Consider the following 17,030-nt stretch of genomic DNA (forward strand, 5'->3'; position numbering starts at 1 on the left):
GGGCGGGCCGGACTTCCCCGGACGGGGGGTCCGGCCCGTTCGCGTGCTCAGGCGGGCGCGTGCTGCCGGACCGGGGCCCAGCAGCGGATGATGTCGCGGACCGAGACGATGCCGACGGGCTCGTCGCGGTCGAGCACGATGAGGTGGCGGAAGCCTCCGTGAGTCATGGCGCGGGCCGCCTCCTCCAGGGTCCAGGTCGGGGCGGCGAAGACGACGTCGGTGGTGGTGTGGGCGTGGACGGGTTCCGAGTCCGGGCTCTCGCCGAGGCCGACGGAGTTGAGTACGTCGCGTTCGGTGAGGATGCCGATGCCATCGGCGTCGGGGTCGTTGACGATGGCCGCGCCGACCCGGCGGGCGGACATCAGGGCGGCGGCCTGGCGGAGGGTGTGGGTGGGGCCGATGGTGAGAACCACCGTGCTCATGGCGTCGCGGACCAGCATGGGTTCCGAGTCACCTCCTAGGAACCACTGCGATAGTTCAGCGGTTCACAAGTTCACAAATGAGGGTGTCCTCAGAGTGGCAGGTAAAGCGGAGGTCAACAAGAGGGGGCGCGCGGCTGATTGAGGGCGTGCGCGCTCAATCGTGCCGCTCAGTAGCGCTCGTTCAGATAGCCAAGGAACTCGTCGTGGAGCAGGCCGTTCGACGCGGCCGCGTTGCCGCTGTGCGGGCCGGGGCGGCCGTCGAGGCCGGTGAAGGTGCCGCCGGCCTCCGTCACGACGATCGCGTTCGCGGCCATGTCCCAGAGCGAGAGCTCGGGTTCGGCGCACAGGTCGACCGAGCCCTCGGCGACCATCATGTACGGCCAGAAGTCGCCGTACGCGCGCGTGCGCCACACCTCGCGGCTCAGGTCCAGGAAGCCGCCCAGGCGGCCCTGGTCCTCCCAGCCGGTGAGCGAGGAGTACGCGAAGGAGGCGTCGGAGAGCTTCGAGACGCGGGAGACGTGCAGACGGGAGGCCGAGGTGAGGCTGCGCCCCGAGAAGGCGCCGTGGCCCTTCGCGGCCCACCAGCGGCGGCCGAGGGCGGGGGCGGAGACCACGCCGACGACGGGCTGGTAGCCGCCCTCAGCCGCCTCCATGAGGGAGATGAGGGTCGCCCACACGGGGACGCCCCGTACGTAGTTCTTGGTGCCGTCGATGGGGTCGATCACCCACCGGCGGGGTCCGGTGCCCTCGATACCGTACTCCTCGCCGAGGATCGCGTCGCGGGGGCGGGCGCGCTGGAGCTGGCCGCGGATGACCTCCTCCGCGGCCTTGTCCGCCTCGCTGACCGGCGTCATGTCCGGCTTCGTCTCCACCTTGAGGTCGAGGGCCTTGAAGCGGGCCATGGTCGCCGCGTCGGCGGCGTCCGCGAGGACGTGGGCGAGGCGGAGGTCGTCGTGGTAATCCGGCATGTGATGAACGCTATCTGCCGTGAGACGTACCGGGCTACAGGGGGCCAGGGTGCGGACAGCGGCCGGTCAGGCGGCTCGCGGGGAACCGAGGGCGCTCCCCAGTGCTCTCGCGACCCCTTGACAGTGCCCCCGTGCGCGTCAAATCTGGGCGCAGTGCCGCTCGCCCTCGGGAGGCGATGATGCCTGCAGCGCGGGAATCCCTGCTGGACGCCGCTTACGCGGCGCTGGCCCGTAGGCCGTGGTCCGCTGTCCGGATGGTGGACGTGGCGGCGGCGGCCGGAGTGTCCCGGCAGACGCTGTACAACGAGTTCGGGAGCAAGGAAGGGCTGGCCCGCGCCCTCGTCAGGAGAGAGGCGGACGGCTATCTCGTCGGGGTCGAGCGCGCGCTCACCGCGAACGGCGACGCCCGCGAGCGGCTGACCGCCACCGCCGAGTGGACCGCGTCGACGGCCCGGGAGAACGCGCTCGTACGGGCCATGCTCACCGGCTGCTGGAGCGAACGGCTGCCCTCGCCGACCCTGTCGGCGGTGCCGTCCTCCTCGGCCGTACCGGCGCAGCGCCGGGCGGACGGTCCGCTGCCGTCACCCGGCGACTTCGTGGCCCTGGTACGCGACCGGGCCGTGACGGTTCTCTCCGGACCGGGCGCACTCAAGTCGGACACCGCCGAACTGGCCCGCTCCTGCGAGCTCGTGGTCCGTCTCGCGCTGTCCTGCGTGGCGGCCCCGCCCGGCGAGGGCGGCGTCGCGGATCTCGTACGCGGCGCGCTCCAGCGGCAGTTGGTGTTCTAGGGCAGGCCCCGGGACGGGCACAGCCCGGGCCCCGTCAGTGGGACGACCCCGACAGCTGGAGTCCGATCACCCCGATGATCACCAGGCTGATCGAGACGATCTTCAGCGTCGAGACCAGGTCGCCGAGGAAGATCATCCCGTAGATCGCGGTCCCCGCCGCGCCGATGCCCGTCCATACCGCGTACGCCGGGCCCACGTCGAGCTTCTTCAGCGACAGGGTCAGCAGACCGAAGCTGCCGAGGGCGAAAATGCAGAATGCGACGGTCGGCCAGAGTCTGGTGAAGCCGTGCGACAGCTTCAGACAGACGGCGAATCCGGTCTCGAGCAACCCGGCCACGACGACCAGCAGCCACGCCATGTGCTGTCCTCCCGTAGATGTCCACGTGTCCCAGCGTTGTGTGACCGTCGTTGTGTGACCGCTTCATCAGGCTTTGGTCAGGCTTTGGTCAGGCCTGGATCCGGCTCGGTGCGATTATGCCCTTACCGGACCTACCCAGAGACAAACAACGCGGAGGTCAGTCGCCTTCCTGGATTCGCGTCCTAGTCGCCTTCCGTCCGCTCCCGCGTCGCCAGCATCCGGCGCAGCGAGTACAGGCGGGCCGGATCCGCGTGACCGTCGGCCACCCACTGGTCCAGCGCGCAGTCCGGCTCGTCGTGACTGCACGCGCGCGGGCAGCCCTCGGTGCCGGGCTCCAGGTCGGGGAAGGCCTGGATCACCCGGGACGGATCCACGTGGTGCAGTCCGAACGACCGCAGGCCCGGGGTGTCGACCACCCAGCCCGCGTCGTCCGCGAGCGGCAGGGCCAGTGCCGAGGTCGTGGTGTGGCGGCCGCGGCCCGTCACCGCGTTCACATGGCCGGTCAGCCGGCGGCGGTCCTCCGGGACCAGCGAGTTGACCAGGGTCGTCTTGCCGACACCCGAGTGGCCCACGAAGGCGGTGATCCGGCCGTCGAGCTGCTCGAGAACCCGGCCCACCGCCTCGCCGCTCTCCAGTTCCTCGCGGCTGGTGACGACGTACGGGATGTCCAGGTGGCCGTAGAGCTCCAAGAGCTTGTCCGGCGAGGCGAGGTCCGACTTTGTCATGACCAGGAGGGGTTCCAGACCGGCGTCGAACGCCGCCACCAGGCAGCGGTCGATCAGGCGCGGGCGGGGTTCCGGGTCGGCGAGGGCCGTGACGATGGCGAGCTGGTCGGCGTTGGCCACGATCACCCGCTCGTACGGGTCGTCGTCGTCCGCCGTGCGGCGCAGGACCGACCTGCGTTCCCCGATGCGGACGATGCGGGCGAGCGTGTCCTTGTCGCCGGTCAGATCGCCGACGATGTCCACCCGGTCGCCGACCACGGCCGCCTTGCGGCCCAGTTCGCGGGCCTTCATCGCCAGGACGATCCGGTCGTCGACGAGGCAGGTCAGGCGGCCCCGGTCGACGGTGAGGACCATGCCCTCGACCGCGTCCTCGTGCTTGGGGCGGGTGTGCGTACGGGGTCGGTTGCCCTTGCGGTTCGGGCGGGAGCGGATGTCGTCCTCGTCGGTGTGCTTGCCGTAGCGGCGCATGGTGAGTCCCTACGCCCCGAGCATCCCGGTCCACAGGTCGGGGAAGTCCGGGAGGGTCTTCGCCGTCGTCGCCACGTTCTCGATCCGCACGCCCTCCACCGCGAGGCCGATGATCGCGCCGGCGGTCGCCATGCGGTGGTCCTCGTACGTGTGGAAGGTCCCGCCGTGCAGCGGGCGCGGGCGGATGTGCAGCCCGTCGGCGGTCTCCGTCACGTCACCGCCGAGTTCGTTGATCTCCTTGGTGAGCGCGGCCAGGCGGTCCGTCTCGTGCATGCGCAGGTGCGCGACGCCCCGGAGCGTGGAGGGGGAGTCCGCGAGGGCCGCGACCGCCGCGATGCCCGGGGTCAGCTCGCCGACCTCGCCGAGGTCCACGTCGATGCCGTGGATCGCGCCCGAGCCGGTGAACACCAGGCCGTACTCGGTCAGTTCGCAGGAACCGCCCATCTCGGTGAAGATCTCCCGCAGCCGGTCACCGGGCTGGGTGGTGCGGGCCGGCCAGTCGGGGACGAGCACCTTGCCGCCGGTCACCAGGGCCGCCGCCAGGAACGGCTGGGCGTTCGACAGGTCCGGCTCGATGGTCAGGTCCCGGCCGAGCAGGGCGCCCGGCTTGACCCGCCACACGTTCGGCTCGCCGCCCGACTCCGGGGTGTCCACCTGCGCGCCGACCGAGCGCAGCATGTCGACGGTCATCCGGATGTGCGGCATGGAGGGGAGCGCCGAGCCGATGTGGCGGACCTCGACGCCCTGGTTGAAGCGCGGGCCGGACAGCAGCAGGGCCGACACGAACTGGGAGGACGAGGACGCGTCGATCTCCACGGTGCCGCCGTCCAGTGCGCCACCGCCGTGCACCGTCAGCGGCAGGGCGCCGCGGCCGTCGTCGTCGATCCGGGCGCCGAGGACGCGCAGGGCGTCGATCACGCCGTTCAGGGGACGCTCGTACGACCTCGGGTCGCCGTCGAAGCGGATGGGGCCGTCGGCGAGCGCGGCGACCGGCGGCAGGAAGCGCATCACCGTGCCGGCGTTGCCGACGTCGACCGTGGCCGGGCCGGCCAGACCCGTGGGGAGCACGCGCCAGGCCTCGCCGGAGCCGTCGGGGCCGACCCCTTCTTCGATGGCGACGCCCATCTCACGCAGCGCACCGGCCATCAGCAGGGTGTCGCGGGAGCGCAGCGGGCGGCGCAGCCAGCCGGGCTCGGAGGCGAGGGCGGCCAGCACGAGGGCGCGGTTGGTGACCGACTTGGACCCGGGCACGTGGACCGTCGCATCGACGGCTCCGCTTGCGTGCGGGGCGGGCCATAGGGCGGTGGGTGCGGGGTTTGGGGCCATGGGCCCCACTTTAATGGTCGGTCGTGGTTCGGGTGCGGCGCCGTTGGGGCTGGTCGCGCCCTGCGGCGGAGCCGCATATCGATACGGCTCCGCGCCTCTGACAGGGAGTTCTCAGCCCTCCAGGAGCCAGCGGCCCCCGCCTATCAACGAACAGAGCGACACGGCATGGAACAGGAACAGCCACAGCCCCGCCGGAACATGCGTCAGCCGCGACAACTGGTCCGCGTCCGAATCTCCGGCCCCGCCCCGCGACCGCTTCGCCTGGAGCTCGAACGCCGGGCGTACCCCGCCGATGAGCAGGAACCACACCACCGCGTACGCGAACGCCGCCTGTACCTGAGGTCCCGTCAGCCAGGACACCACCACGAAGGTGCCGCCGGTGAGGACGACGGTCAGGGCGCCGTACGCGTTGCGGATCATCACCAGCATCGCCACCAGCAGCAGCGTCGCCAGCCAGAGCAGGGCGGTGATGTGGCCGGCGCCGAGGAGAGCGGCGCCGCCGAGGCCGAGGAGCGGGGGAGCGGTGTAGCCGGAGGCCGCGGTGAGGATCATGCCGATGCCGTGCGGCTTGCCGCGGCTGACGGTGAGGCCGCTGGTGTCGGAGTGGAGGCGTATGCCCGTCAGGGTGCGGCCGGTCAGGAGGGCGATCAGGCCGTGGCCGCCCTCGTGGGCGATGGTGATGGCGTTGCGCGCGATGCGCCACAGGACGTGCGGGACGACCACGGCGAGTGCGGCGACGAGGGTCGCGATCACCACCCACAGGTCGGGGTCGGGCTGGGAGCCGAAGACCTCGTCCCAGAGGGAGGCGAGCGAGTCGGATGCGGTGGTGTGCATTGTCGGCGGAGGCTCCCGTGGGTGTCGTAGGAAAAAACAGCGTCGGCGCGGAGCGTCGTCGTTGAGGGGTGGTGGTCGGGCGGCGGGTGGGCCTGGCAGTGTGGCACGTATGTGCGGACGGTATGCAGCGAGTCGTGGGCCCGAGGATCTCGCAGGAATCTTTGAGGTCGAGAAGTGGGAGCCCGAGGAGGCCCTGGCGCCCGATTACAACGTGGCCCCGACCAAGGAGGTCTACGCCGTACTGGACCGCCCTCTCAAGGACGCGGAGGACCCGAAGCCGGTTCGACAGCTGCGCAGGCTCAAGTGGGGACTCGTGCCGTCCTGGTCGAAGACCCCCGAGGGCGGCGCCCGGATGATCAACGCCCGCGCGGAGACCGTCCACGAGAAGCCGTCGTTCCGCCGTGCCTTCGCCACCCGGCGCTGCATCATCCCCGCCGACGGCTACTACGAGTGGGTCACCGGCACGCAGGAGCGGGACCTGGAGGTCGAGGGCAGGAAGAAGCGGCCGCGCAAGCAGCCGTACTTCGTGCTTCCCGCCGACGGGTCGGTGTTCGCGATGGCCGGGCTGTACGAGTTCTGGCGGGACAAGACGCTGCCCGACGACCACCCGCAGGCCTGGTGGGTGACGTGCTCGGTGATCACCACGGAGGCGGAGACGACCCCGCTGGCCCTCGCCCCGGCGGACGGGCCGCACGTGCTCGCCGACATCCACCCGCGGATGCCCCTGATGCTGACGCCGGACCGCTGGGACACCTGGCTCGACCCGTCCCGCACGGACCCGCACGACCTGCGCGAGCTCCTCGCCCCGCCGCCCGCCGGGCTGATGCGCGCGTACCCCGTCTCCACGGCCGTCAGCAATGTCCGCAACAACGGACCGGAGCTGCTGAAGGAGCTGGAGGGCCCCGAAGAGGGCACACTCTTCTGACGTGACGAAAGCAACGAACGTGACCAATGTGACCAGCGGCACGGAAGAGACCGTCGAGACCGACGCCGGTACCGCCCGCATCACCTGGCACAAGGCGAAGAAGCCCCGGCTGCTGCTCGCGGTCAGCCACGGCGCCGGCGGCGGCATCGGGGCCCGCGACCTCCAGGCCCTCGCGCACGCCCTCCCGGAGCACGGCGTCACCGTCGCCCTCGTCGAGCAGCCCTGGCGGGTGGCGGGGAAGAAGATGGCGCCCGCGCCCAAGACCCTCGACCTCGGCTGGCGGGGACTGTGGCCCGCCCTCGCCGAGCCCGGCCTCCCGGTGATCTCCGGCGGCCGCAGCGCCGGCGCCCGCGTCGCCTGCCGTACGGCCGTCGAGCTCGGCGCGCATGCCGTCCTCGCCCTCAGCTTCCCGTTGCACCCGCCGGGCCGGCCGGAGAAGTCCCGCGCCGAGGAACTGCTCGGCGCGGGAGTGCCCACGCTGGTCGTCCAGGGCGGAAACGACCCGTTCGGGAAGCCGGAGGAGTTCCCGAAGGGGGCGTACGAACTGATCGAGGTGCCGTACGGCGATCACGGCTTCGTCGTGCCGAAGCGGGCGGACATCGGCCAGGAGGAGGCCGTGGGAATCGTCACGGACGGTGTCGCGAGGTGGAGCCGGTCACTCGGGTAAAGCTTCGGGAATGTTGAGCGGAAGACCTCTGTTGAGCCGGACAGAAGTGCTGAGGAAACCGGCACCGACGTCGTACGAGAGGAAGTCCGCCGCATGGGTTCGACCTACTGCCCGAGCCGCAGCAGCCGTGCCGACCTGGACTGGACGGTGCTGCACGCGGCCAAGGCTGCCCCTATTCGGGCGGCGGGCGGACCGGATCGTGTTCTATCCTCCGATTCTGGTGGGACCGGTTTCGGCCCTGCCCGGAATCTTGAGGAGGTGGGTCCGGTTCCCGGTACCGACGCAGGGACCGAACAAGGCCAGGCGGACCAGCCCGAGGGCCAGGGCGGCACGAGCGCGGAGTCGACCGCGGAGCGCAGCGCGCGCTTCGAGCGGGACGCGCTCGAGTTTCTCGACCAGATGTACTCGGCGGCGCTGCGCATGACGCGCAACCCGGCCGACGCCGAGGACCTGGTGCAGGAGACGTATGCCAAGGCGTACGCGTCCTTCCACCAGTTCCGTGAGGGCACGAACCTCAAGGCGTGGCTGTACCGCATCCTCACCAACACCTTCATCAACTCGTACCGCAAGAAGCAGCGCGAACCCCAGCGCTCGGCGGCCGAGGAGATCGAGGACTGGCAGCTCGCGCGTGCCGAGTCGCACATGTCGACCGGTCTGCGCTCCGCGGAGTCGCAGGCGCTCGACCATCTGCCCGACTCGGACGTGAAGTCAGCACTGCAGGCGATCCCCGAGGAGTTCCGCATCGCCGTCTATCTCGCGGACGTAGAGGGCTTTGCGTACAAGGAGATCGCGGACATCATGGGGACACCCATCGGTACGGTGATGTCCCGGCTGCACCGGGGCCGCCGTCAACTGCGCGGCATGCTCGAGGACTACGCCCGCGAGCGCGGACTGGTCCCGGCCGGCGCCGGAGAGTCGAACGAAGCGAAAGGCTCGGGCTCATGAGCTGCGGAGAGCCGCACGAGACGGACTGCAGTGAGGTACTCGACCATCTCTACGAGTTCCTCGACCGGGAGATGCCAGACGCCGACTGCACCAAGTTCGAGCACCACTTCGAGGAGTGCTCGCCGTGCCTGGAGAAGTACGGCCTGGAGCAGGCCGTGAAGAAGCTGGTCAAGCGGTGCTGTGGACAGGACGACGTGCCGACCGACCTGCGTTCCAAGGTCATGGGGCGGATCGAGCTGATCCGCTCCGGGCAGACCGTGCCCGAGCATGACGTGACAGCGACCCAGGTCACCCCGCAGGAGTCCTGAACTCCCGCCCGGGAACGGGCTGTCGTCACTCGAACGTGCTAATCCGCGGGTTATCGGCCCGCGGACTCCCCCGCCCCGCCTTAGGCTCCGGACGCTGGACAGTCATGGCCGGGCTCGGGGGAGGGGCGTATGGAGGCGATTCCGGCGCGGGCGCGTGTGTACGTGGCCTGTGTGGTCCTCGGCGCCCTGTGCTGTCTGCTTCCCCTGCCCACCGTGCGAACGCCCTGGTGGGCGGTCCTGCTGCTCGCCGCGCTGTACGCCGGCTGCGAGCGGGCCGCCGCCCGGTGGCGGTTCACCGGCACGTTCTACCCCGTGCTGCTCGCCGGCGCCTTCCTGCTGCCCCCGCCCGCCGCCGCACTGGTGGCGGTGCCGGGGGCGTTGCTGTCCGGGGTCGAGCAGCGGCCGCGATGGCTGCGCCGACTCTGGCGGGCCGCCCAGCTCGTCGTCGGCGTGTGGGTGGCCGCCCGGGTGCACCGGGCGCTGGGCGGGCGGGACGCCGTCCTCGACTCCGACTTCCCGTACGCGCTCGCGCCCGCCGGCGCCGCCGTGGCGGCCTTCTGTCTGACGCTGACCGTGCTGGACGGGGGGATCCTGGCGTTCGCCGAGCGGGTGCCGGTGCGGCGGGCGTGGCGGGGGCTGTTCCTACGGTCGCTCGCGCCCGTCGTCGTGCACGGGCTCGCCGGGCTGATGATGGCCGTGCTGTGGCGCAGCCCGTACGGGCCCGTCGCCGCGCTGCTCGTGCTGCTGCCAATGTGCGTGTCCTGGTGGGTGTTCGCCCAGTACCACCGGGAGCGGGCCGCCCATCAGGCGACGATCCGGGCGCTGGTGCAGGCCGTCGACATCAAGGACGGGTACACGCGCGGGCACAGCGAGCGGGTCGGGCAGGCGTCGATGATGATCGCGCGCGAGCTGGGGATGCCCGACGAGCGCGTCGAGGTACTGCGGTTCGCCGGGATCCTGCACGACGTGGGGAAGCTGGGGGTTCCCACCCGGTTGCTGCGCAAGGACGGTCCGCTGACTCCCGAGGAGCGGCGGGTGATCGAACTGCACCCCGAGTACGGGCACGAGATGGTGCGCGGGATCTCCTTTCTCGGGGAGGCCCGGGCGGCGGTGCTGCACCATCACGAGCGGCTGGACGGGAGCGGCTATCCGTACGGACTGGTCGGGGGCCAGATCCCCGAGTCGGCCCGGGTGGTGGCGGTGGCGGACGCCTTCGACGCGATGACCTCGACGCGCTGCTACAGCAGGGCCCGGCCCGTTCCGGTCGCCCTGGAGGAGCTGGAGCGGTGTGCGGGGACGCAGTTCGACCCCCGGATGGTGACGGCCCTCGTCCGCGCCCTGAGCCGGCACGGCTGGCGCCCGGCCGTCACCGCGGACGAGGCCGGCCCGCCGCGCCCCCGCCCCTCAGCCCCCAGCAGGCCGGGAGCGCGTCGATGAGCGGATGCCGGCCCCCTCTGCTCCTCACCCTCGTCCACGCCTCCGCCGCCCTCCTCGCCGCCGTCTGTCTCGCCACCACCCTGTGGACCGGCCTCGACGAGCGGGGTACGGCCCTCGCCTTCGGGGTGCTGGTCACCGTCGGTGAGCTGTCCCGGTGGACCGGGGCGCAGGTCAGGGAGGCCGCGCCGCTCGGGGCCGCGGGGGCGTTGTCGTACGCCCTGCTGGGCGCGGACGCGGGGGAGCCGACGCAGCACGGCGTGGCACAGGTCGTCACCGTCGTCCTCGCCGCCGCCCTCCTCGGCAGCGTGCCGCACATCGCGCGGGGGCAGCGCGGGACGCTCGACCATCTCGCCCGGCGGGTGCTGACCGTCGGCTTCGCGGCCGTGTGCTTCCAGCCGCTGTACAACCAGGGCACGGTCAGCGGCTGGGTCGGGCCCGCCCACGCCCTGCTGCTGCTCGCGCTGCTCGCCCTCACCGCGCTGTGCGACGCCGTGCTCGCCGCCGCGCTCGCGCACTCCCGTACCCGGTGGCCCTTCGGTCCGCTGCTGCAGGACGAGCTGCGGGCGCTGCTGGGGATCGGGTCCGCCGTGTGTGCGACGGGGGCCGTGATGGCGCTCGCGGTCGCCGTGGTGGGGCTGTGGGCGCTGCCCGTGTTCTCGCTGCCCCTGCTGCTCACCCAGATGTCCTTCCGGCGGTACGCGGCCGTCCGGGCCACCTACCGGCAGACCATCGCCTGCCTCGCCCGGGCCACCGAGATCGCCGGGTACACCCCGGCCGGGCACGCCCGCCGGGTCGCCGCGCTCGGGCAGGCCGTCGGGCGGGACCTGGGGCTCACCGAGCCGGAGCTGACCGTGCTGGAGTACGCGGCCCTGATGCACGACATCGGGCAGCTCAGCCTCGTCGATCCGGTGCCGGCGGGCGCCACGGCGGGGCTGCCCGTGCAGGAGCAGCGCCGGATCGCGCTGCTGGGCGGGGCCGTCGTACGGCAGACCGGGGTGAACGCGCAGGTGGCGATGGTCGTGGAGCGGCAGGCCGACCCCTGGCGGGAGCAGCCGGTCGCCGCGCGGGTGGTGCGGGCCGTGAACGCGTACGAGGAGAAGGCCCGGGACGCGGGGCCCGGCGGGCCGCTCACCGCGCTGGAGGAACTGCGGCTGGCGACCGCGGACGAGTACGCGCCCGAGGTCGTCGAAGCGCTGGCCCGTGTCCTGTCACGGGACTGTCTGACCCTCCCCCTGGCTGGGTAACCCATGGGTAATGAGCGCCCTTCCAGCCGTACGTGGTTGGATGCGAATGAGAGGGTGTCCGGGGGCACAGCCAGCCCACTGAACGGAACTGGCAGGCGGGAATCGTGAGGATCTTCGGCAAGGGACGGAACCGGCCCTCCGCCTCCTGGCGGCAGGCCACAGATCGTGCGTTCACGCTGATCGGCGACGGCCGGTACGAGGACGCGGGGGCGCTGCTGACGCGCGCCGCCGACCTGGAGCCCTGGCTGTCCGAGTCCTGGTTCAACCTCGCTCTCCTGCACAAGTTCCGGCACGACTGGGAGCAGGCCCGGGCGGCCGGTCTGCGGGCCGTGGCCCTGCTGGACCGGGAGACGGGCGCACCTGACTGGTGGAACGTCGGCATCGCGGCCACCGCCCTGCAGGACTGGCCGCTGGCGCGGCGCTCCTGGCAGGCCTACGGGCTGCGGGTGCCGGGCGGCGCCACCGCCTCCGGCGAGCCCGTCGGCATGGACCTCGGCAGCGCGGCCGTACGGCTGTCCCCCGAGGGCGAGGCCGAGGTGGTGTGGGGACGCAGGCTCGACCCCGCGCGGGTCGAGGTGCTGTCCATTCCACTGCCGTCGTCCGGGCGGCGCTGGGGCGAGGTCGTGCTGCACGACGGCGTGCCCCACGGGGAGCGGACCACCGCCGCCGGGCACTCCTACCCGGTGTTCGACGAGATCGAGCTGTGGGCGCCCTCGCCCGTGCCCACCTGGGTGGTTCTCCTGGAGGCCGCCACCGAGGCCGACCGGGACGCCCTGGAACAGCTGGCCGCCGACGCCGGCTTCGCCGCGGAGGACTGGTCGTCGTCCGTACGGCTGCTGTGCCGGATGTGCTCCGAGTCCCGGATGCCGTCCGACGAGGGCGACGGCGAGCATCTCGACCCGCACGACCACAGCGAGCCGGGACATCCGGGGCCGCTCGGCCATGTCACGGACGGGCAGCTGTGGGTGCCGGAGCGGGAGTGCGGGGTGGCTGCGCCGGCCTCGCTGGTGCGGGGGCTGCTGGACGGGTGGGTCGCGGACAGCCCGGATTCTCGTGACTGGCGGGACCTGGAAGAGGTCTGCTGAGGCCGTGCCGCCTCGCCGACCCCTTTAGGCTGTACTCGCAGAATTCCCAGGCATGCAGGAAGGCGTACGTCGGTCATGGCGCAGCAGGACACCGATCAGCAGCACGCGGGCGTGCTTCCCGTGGACGACGAGGGCTTCGTCATCGACACCGAGGACACCGAGGAGCGCGAGAACGCCTGGCGTGAGCGCGGCACCTCGCGGCCCATCACGGTGGTCGGGAACCCGGTGCTGCACAAGGAGTGCAGGGACGTCACCGAGTTCGGCGCGGAGCTGGACCAGCTGGTCGCGGACATGTTCGCCTCGCAGCGCACCGCCGAGGGCGTGGGCCTGGCCGCCAACCAGATCGGCGTCGACCTGAAGGTCTTCGTGTACGACTGCATGGACGACGAGGGCAAGCGGCACGTCGGTGTCGTCTGCAACCCGAAGCTCGTCGACCTGCCCGCGGACAAGCGCCGGCTGGACGACAGCAACGAGGGCTGTCTGTCGGTGCCCACCGCGTACGCGCCGCTCGCCCGGCCGGACTACGCCGAGGTGACCGGGCAGGACGAGAAGGGCAACCCGGTCAAGCTGCGCGGCACCGGCTACTTCGCTCGGTGTTTGCAGCACGAGACGGATCACCTGTACGGGTACCTCTACATCGACCGGCTCTCCAAGCGCGAACGCAAGGACGCACTGCGGCAGATGGCCGAGAACGAGCCCCGCTACCCCGTGGTCGCCAACGACTGAGTGCTCTGCCGCCTCACAACTCCCTTACGCACGGCGCCTGGTCTGAACACCCCCTGACCAGGCGCCGTTCGTCTGTCCTTCGCACATTCGATCGCTTGCGCTCTCTTAGTGATCCAAATCCAGACACGCAAGGGGGGGATCTCAGCACTGTGGGGTAGTGAATGGAGCAAATCCGTTCCCAGAACGGTCAGTTGTAAGGCTGAATGGGATGAGCGGGGATACGCAACGGGCGCACGCCCGGCACAACGGGAGAGGTGTGTGCGCCAACTGGCGGCTGGAAGGGGTTTGTTCGTGCCTGCTTTCCCACACAGCACCACATCGACACCGACGGCGATCGCGGTTCCACCCTCGCTCTCCCTCCCGGTGATCGAGGCAGCGTTTCCCAGGCAACTTCATCCGTATTGGCCCAGGCTCCAGGAGAAGACCCGTACCTGGCTACTGGAAAAACGGCTCATGCCGGCGGACAAGGTGGAGGAATATGCCGATGGCCTGTGCTACACCGACCTCATGGCGGGGTACTACATCGACGCCCCCGACGAGGTCCTCCAGGCGATAGCGGACTACAGCGCGTGGTTCTTCGTCTGGGACGACCGCCACGACCGTGACATCGTGCACCGCCGTCCGGCCGCCTGGCGGCGGCTCAGGTTCCGTCTCCACGCGGCCCTCGACTCCCCACACCACCACCTGCACCACGAGGACGCACTGGTCGCCGGGTTCGCGGACAGCGTGACGCGGCTGTACTCGTTCCTGCCGCAGACCTGGAACGCCCGGTTCGCCCGGCACTTCCACGAGGTGATCGAGGCCTACGACCGGGAATTCCGCAACCGCACCGAAGGCGTCGTCCCCACGGTCGAGGAATACCTCGCGCTGCGGCGGCTCACCTTCGCGCACTGGATCTGGACCGATCTGCTGGAGCCGAGCGCCGGCTGCGAACTCCCGGACGCCGTACGGAAACACCCGGCATATCGGCGGGCGGCGCTGCTCAGCCAGGAATTCGCCGCCTGGTACAACGACCTCTGTTCGCTCCCCAAGGAAATAGCGGGCGACGAGGTGCACAATCTCGGAATCAGCCTCATCACCCACCAGCGGCTGACTCTTGAAGAGGCGATCGCCGAAGTCAGGCGACGGGTCGAGGAATGCGTGTCGGAATTCCTCGTCGCCGAACGGGACGCCTTATGTTTCGCCGACGACCTCGCCGACGGAACGGTACGCGGAAAGGAACTGAGCGCGGCCGTGCGGGCCTGTGTCTGCAACATGCGGAACTGGTTCAGCACCGTCTACTGGTTCCACCACGAGTCCGGCCGGTACATGGTCGACAGCTGGGACGACCGGTCCACGCCCCCGTACGTCAACAACGAAGCGGCAGGTGAGAAATGACCGTCGAATCTGTGAAGCCCGCGGCCCCGGAGGCCCGGGAACTGCGCGAGCCGCCCCTGGCGGGCGGCGGCGTCCCCGTCCTCGGCCACGGCTGGAAACTGGTGCGCGACCCGCTCAGCTTCATGGCCCGGCTGCGCGACCACGGCGACGTCGTACGCCTGAAGCTCGGCCCCAAGACGGTGTACGCCGTCACCGCCCCCGCCCTCACCGGAGCCATGGCGCTGAGCACCGACTACATCATCGCCGGCCCGCTGTGGGAGTCGCTGGAGGGACTGCTCGGCAAGGAGGGCGTGGCCACCGCCAACGGGCCCACGCACCGGCGCCAGCGCCGCACCATCCAGCCCGCCTTCCGGCTCGACGCCATCCCCGCGTACGGGCCGATCATGGAGGAGGAGGCGCATGCGCTGACCGAGCGCTGGAAGCCCGGCGAGACCGTCGACTGCACCTCGGAGTCCTTCCGGATCGCGGTGCGCATCGCGGCCCGCTGTCTGCTGCGCGGCGACTTCATGGACGAGCGCGCCGAGCGGCTGTGCGTCGCCCTCGCCACCGTCTTCCAGGGCATGTACCGGCGGATGGTGATTCCCGCGGGACCGCTCTACCGGCTGCCGCTCCCGGCCAATCGCCAATTCAACCGCGCCCTGGCCGATTTGCATCTCCTCGTCGACGAGATCGTCGCCGAGCGTAGGGAATCTGGTCAAAAGCCGGACGATTTGCTGACGGCATTGCTGGCGGCGAAGGACGAGAATGGCGAGCCCATCGGGGAACAGGAGATCCACGACCAGGTCGTCGCCATCCTCACACCCGGGAGTGAAACCGTCGCGTCCACGATCATGTGGCTGCTCCAGGTCCTCGCGGAACATCCGGAACACGCGGACAGGGTGTGCTCGGAAGTCGAATCCGTCACCGGCGGGCGTCCGGTGGCATTCGAGGACGTCCGCGCGCTCAGGCATACGAACAATGTCGTCGTCGAAGCCATGCGCTTGCGGCCCGCCGTATGGATTTTGACGCGACGGGCGGTGCGCGACACCGAACTCGGCGGGTATCGCATTCCGGCCGGTGCCGACCTCGTCTACAGTCCGTACGCGATCCAGCGCGACGGGCGGTCCTATGCGGACAACCTGGCGTTCGACCCCGACCGCTGGCTTCCGGACCGGGTCAAGGACGTGCCCAAATACGCCATGAGCCCGTTCAGCGTGGGCAATCGCAAGTGCCCCAGCGACCACTTCTCGATGGCCCAGCTGACGCTCATCACGGCGGCGCTGTCGACGAAGTACCGCTTCGAGCAGGTGTCCGGTTCCGACGACGCGACCCGGGTGGGGATCACCCTGCGTCCGCAGCGGCTGCTGCTGAAGCCGGTTCCCCGGTGAGAGGCCAGGCCGCTTCGGGGCCCCGGAACGTGCGCCGGTAGGCGTTCGGGGTGGTGCCCACCGACCGGACGAACTGGTGCCGCAGCGCGGCCGCGTTCCCGAACCCTGTCCGACCGGCTATCGCGTCCACCGTCTCGTCCGTCGCCTCCAGCAGCCGCTGGGCCAGCAGCACGCGTTGGCGCAGGATCCAGCGGTAGGGAGTCGTACCCGTCTCCTGCTGGAAGCGACGGGCGAAGGTGCGCGGGGACATGTGGGCACGGTCGGCGAGCTGCTCGACGGTGACCTCCTCGTCGAGGTGCTGCTCCATCCACACCAGCACCTCGCCGACGGTGTCGCACTGCGACCGGGGCAGCGGCCGCTCGATGTACTGCGCCTGCCCGCCGTCCCGGTGCGGCGGTACGACCATCCGCCGGGCGATCTTGTTGGCGACCTCGGGCCCCTGCTCCTTGCGCACGATGTGCAGACAGGCGTCGATACCGGCGGCGGTGCCGGCCGAGGTGATCACCGGGTCCTCGTCGACGTACAGCACGTCCGGCTCGATGACCGCCCGCGGATAGCGCCGGGCCAGCTCCTCCGCCTGCCGCCAGTGCACACTGCACCGCCGGCCGTCCAGCAGCCCGGCGGCGCCGAGCACGAAGACGCCCGAGCAGACGCTGAGCACCCGGGCGCCGCGGTCGACGGCCCGGACCAGGGAGTCCAGGAGCTCGGGCGGGTAGTCACGCGTGACGTAGTCGCTCCCGGCCGGTACGGCGATCAGATCGGCCTCCTCCAGCCGCTCGAGGCCGTACGGCGTGGAGACGGTGAGGCCGCCGACGTGCGTGCCCAGCGAAGGGCCCTCCGCCGAGACGACCGCGAAGTCGTAGGCGGGCAGGCCCTCGTCGCGGCGGTCGATGCCGAAGACCTCGCAGACGACGCCCAGTTCGAAGGGATGCACGCCGTCGAGCAGGACGGCGGCCACGTTGGTCAGCATGCTGCCAGTGTGCCTCGGAAGTGGCAGTAAATCGAGGGGCTACGGCAGTCCTGCCACTGTTGGTAAGGAGTCTGGGGAGCGACAGTAGTG

The 17,030-nt window shown here is 70.9% G+C and carries 18 protein-coding genes; 11 read left to right on the forward strand and 7 right to left on the reverse strand.

The features are described 5' to 3' along the window. Positions 1-47: 47 nt before the first annotated feature. Both QFZ76_RS33595 and hisN read right to left on the reverse strand, forming a co-directional pair. A complete protein-coding gene (locus tag QFZ76_RS33595; RefSeq protein WP_307677208.1) occupies positions 48-440 on the reverse strand; it encodes a cyclic nucleotide-binding/CBS domain-containing protein in 393 nt (130 codons plus the stop codon). 149 nt (positions 441-589) lie between these two features. Further along, complete coding sequence (gene hisN / locus QFZ76_RS33600) at positions 590-1,390, reverse strand: histidinol-phosphatase (protein ID WP_307677209.1); 801 nt, start codon at positions 1,388-1,390, stop codon at positions 590-592. A 176-nt stretch (positions 1,391-1,566) separates the two neighbouring features. On the opposite strand from hisN, the gene QFZ76_RS33605 reads away from it, so the two are divergent. Next, on the forward strand, positions 1,567-2,178 hold the full coding sequence (locus tag QFZ76_RS33605) for a TetR/AcrR family transcriptional regulator (protein ID WP_307677210.1): 612 nt from the start codon (positions 1,567-1,569) through the stop codon (positions 2,176-2,178). Between the two features lie 34 nt (positions 2,179-2,212). Here QFZ76_RS33605 and QFZ76_RS33610 read toward each other — a convergent pair whose 3' ends face one another. The 4 genes from QFZ76_RS33610 to QFZ76_RS33625 all read right to left on the reverse strand — a co-directional run bounded on the left by QFZ76_RS33610 (position 2,213) and on the right by QFZ76_RS33625 (position 5,889). Next, the gene (locus QFZ76_RS33610) at positions 2,213-2,536 is read right to left on the reverse strand and encodes a multidrug efflux SMR transporter (protein WP_307677211.1); all 324 of its coding nucleotides are present in this window, start codon (positions 2,534-2,536) and stop codon (positions 2,213-2,215) included. A gap of 182 nt (positions 2,537-2,718) precedes the next feature. Further along, positions 2,719-3,729, reverse strand: a complete 1,011-nt coding sequence (gene rsgA / locus QFZ76_RS33615) for a ribosome small subunit-dependent GTPase A (protein ID WP_307677212.1) — start codon at positions 3,727-3,729, stop codon at positions 2,719-2,721. A gap of 9 nt (positions 3,730-3,738) precedes the next feature. Next, positions 3,739-5,055 carry a 3-phosphoshikimate 1-carboxyvinyltransferase gene (gene aroA, locus QFZ76_RS33620; protein ID WP_307677213.1) on the reverse strand — a complete coding sequence of 439 codons (1,317 nt, stop codon included), beginning with the start codon at positions 5,053-5,055 and terminating at the stop codon, positions 3,739-3,741. A 111-nt stretch (positions 5,056-5,166) separates the two neighbouring features. After that, positions 5,167-5,889 (reverse strand): M50 family metallopeptidase, encoded by a 723-nt coding sequence (locus QFZ76_RS33625; protein WP_307677214.1) that lies wholly within the window; start codon positions 5,887-5,889, stop codon positions 5,167-5,169. A 109-nt stretch (positions 5,890-5,998) separates the two neighbouring features. On the opposite strand from QFZ76_RS33625, the gene QFZ76_RS33630 reads away from it, so the two are divergent. From QFZ76_RS33630 to QFZ76_RS33675, 10 genes are all read left to right on the forward strand, one after another. Next, positions 5,999-6,814 carry an SOS response-associated peptidase gene (locus tag QFZ76_RS33630; protein WP_307677215.1) on the forward strand — a complete coding sequence of 272 codons (816 nt, stop codon included), beginning with the start codon at positions 5,999-6,001 and terminating at the stop codon, positions 6,812-6,814. 1 nt (position 6,815) lies between these two features. Then, positions 6,816-7,481 (forward strand): alpha/beta family hydrolase, encoded by a 666-nt coding sequence (locus tag QFZ76_RS33635; protein WP_307677216.1) that lies wholly within the window; start codon positions 6,816-6,818, stop codon positions 7,479-7,481. A gap of 258 nt (positions 7,482-7,739) precedes the next feature. Further along, entirely contained in the window at positions 7,740-8,426 is a 687-nt protein-coding gene (gene sigR / locus QFZ76_RS33640) for an RNA polymerase sigma factor SigR (protein WP_307677217.1), read from the forward strand. Next, positions 8,423-8,734 carry a mycothiol system anti-sigma-R factor gene (gene rsrA, locus QFZ76_RS33645; RefSeq protein WP_266433986.1) on the forward strand — a complete coding sequence of 104 codons (312 nt, stop codon included), beginning with the start codon at positions 8,423-8,425 and terminating at the stop codon, positions 8,732-8,734. Before sigR ends, rsrA begins: the two co-directional genes overlap by 4 nt. A gap of 129 nt (positions 8,735-8,863) precedes the next feature. After that, positions 8,864-10,171 carry an HD-GYP domain-containing protein gene (locus QFZ76_RS33650; protein WP_307677218.1) on the forward strand — a complete coding sequence of 436 codons (1,308 nt, stop codon included), beginning with the start codon at positions 8,864-8,866 and terminating at the stop codon, positions 10,169-10,171. Next, positions 10,168-11,415: an HD-GYP domain-containing protein gene (locus QFZ76_RS33655; RefSeq protein ID WP_307677219.1), complete on the forward strand. Its 1,248-nt coding sequence runs from the start codon at positions 10,168-10,170 to the stop codon at positions 11,413-11,415. Before QFZ76_RS33650 ends, QFZ76_RS33655 begins: the two co-directional genes overlap by 4 nt. 104 nt (positions 11,416-11,519) lie before the next feature. Continuing rightward, positions 11,520-12,500, forward strand: coding sequence for a hypothetical protein (locus tag QFZ76_RS33660; protein ID WP_307677220.1), 981 nt, complete (start codon positions 11,520-11,522; stop codon positions 12,498-12,500). 75 nt (positions 12,501-12,575) lie between these two features. After that, the gene (gene def, locus QFZ76_RS33665; RefSeq protein ID WP_266433977.1) at positions 12,576-13,226 is read left to right on the forward strand and encodes a peptide deformylase; all 651 of its coding nucleotides are present in this window, start codon (positions 12,576-12,578) and stop codon (positions 13,224-13,226) included. 291 nt (positions 13,227-13,517) lie between these two features. Next, a complete protein-coding gene (cyc1, locus tag QFZ76_RS33670) occupies positions 13,518-14,603 on the forward strand; it encodes an epi-isozizaene synthase (protein WP_307677221.1) in 1,086 nt (361 codons plus the stop codon). Then, a complete protein-coding gene (locus QFZ76_RS33675; RefSeq protein WP_307677222.1) occupies positions 14,600-15,970 on the forward strand; it encodes a cytochrome P450 in 1,371 nt (456 codons plus the stop codon). The genes cyc1 and QFZ76_RS33675 overlap by 4 nt, the downstream gene beginning before the upstream one ends. Here the strand turns inward: QFZ76_RS33675 and QFZ76_RS33680 are convergent. Continuing rightward, the gene (locus tag QFZ76_RS33680; RefSeq protein WP_307677223.1) at positions 15,924-16,940 is read right to left on the reverse strand and encodes a GlxA family transcriptional regulator; all 1,017 of its coding nucleotides are present in this window, start codon (positions 16,938-16,940) and stop codon (positions 15,924-15,926) included. The two genes, QFZ76_RS33675 and QFZ76_RS33680, sit on opposite strands and share 47 nt — an antisense overlap. Between the last annotated feature and the right edge of the window lie 90 nt (positions 16,941-17,030).

The organism is Streptomyces sp. V4I2 (genome assembly GCF_030817655.1).
Classification (GTDB): domain Bacteria; phylum Actinomycetota; class Actinomycetes; order Streptomycetales; family Streptomycetaceae; genus Streptomyces; species Streptomyces plumbiresistens.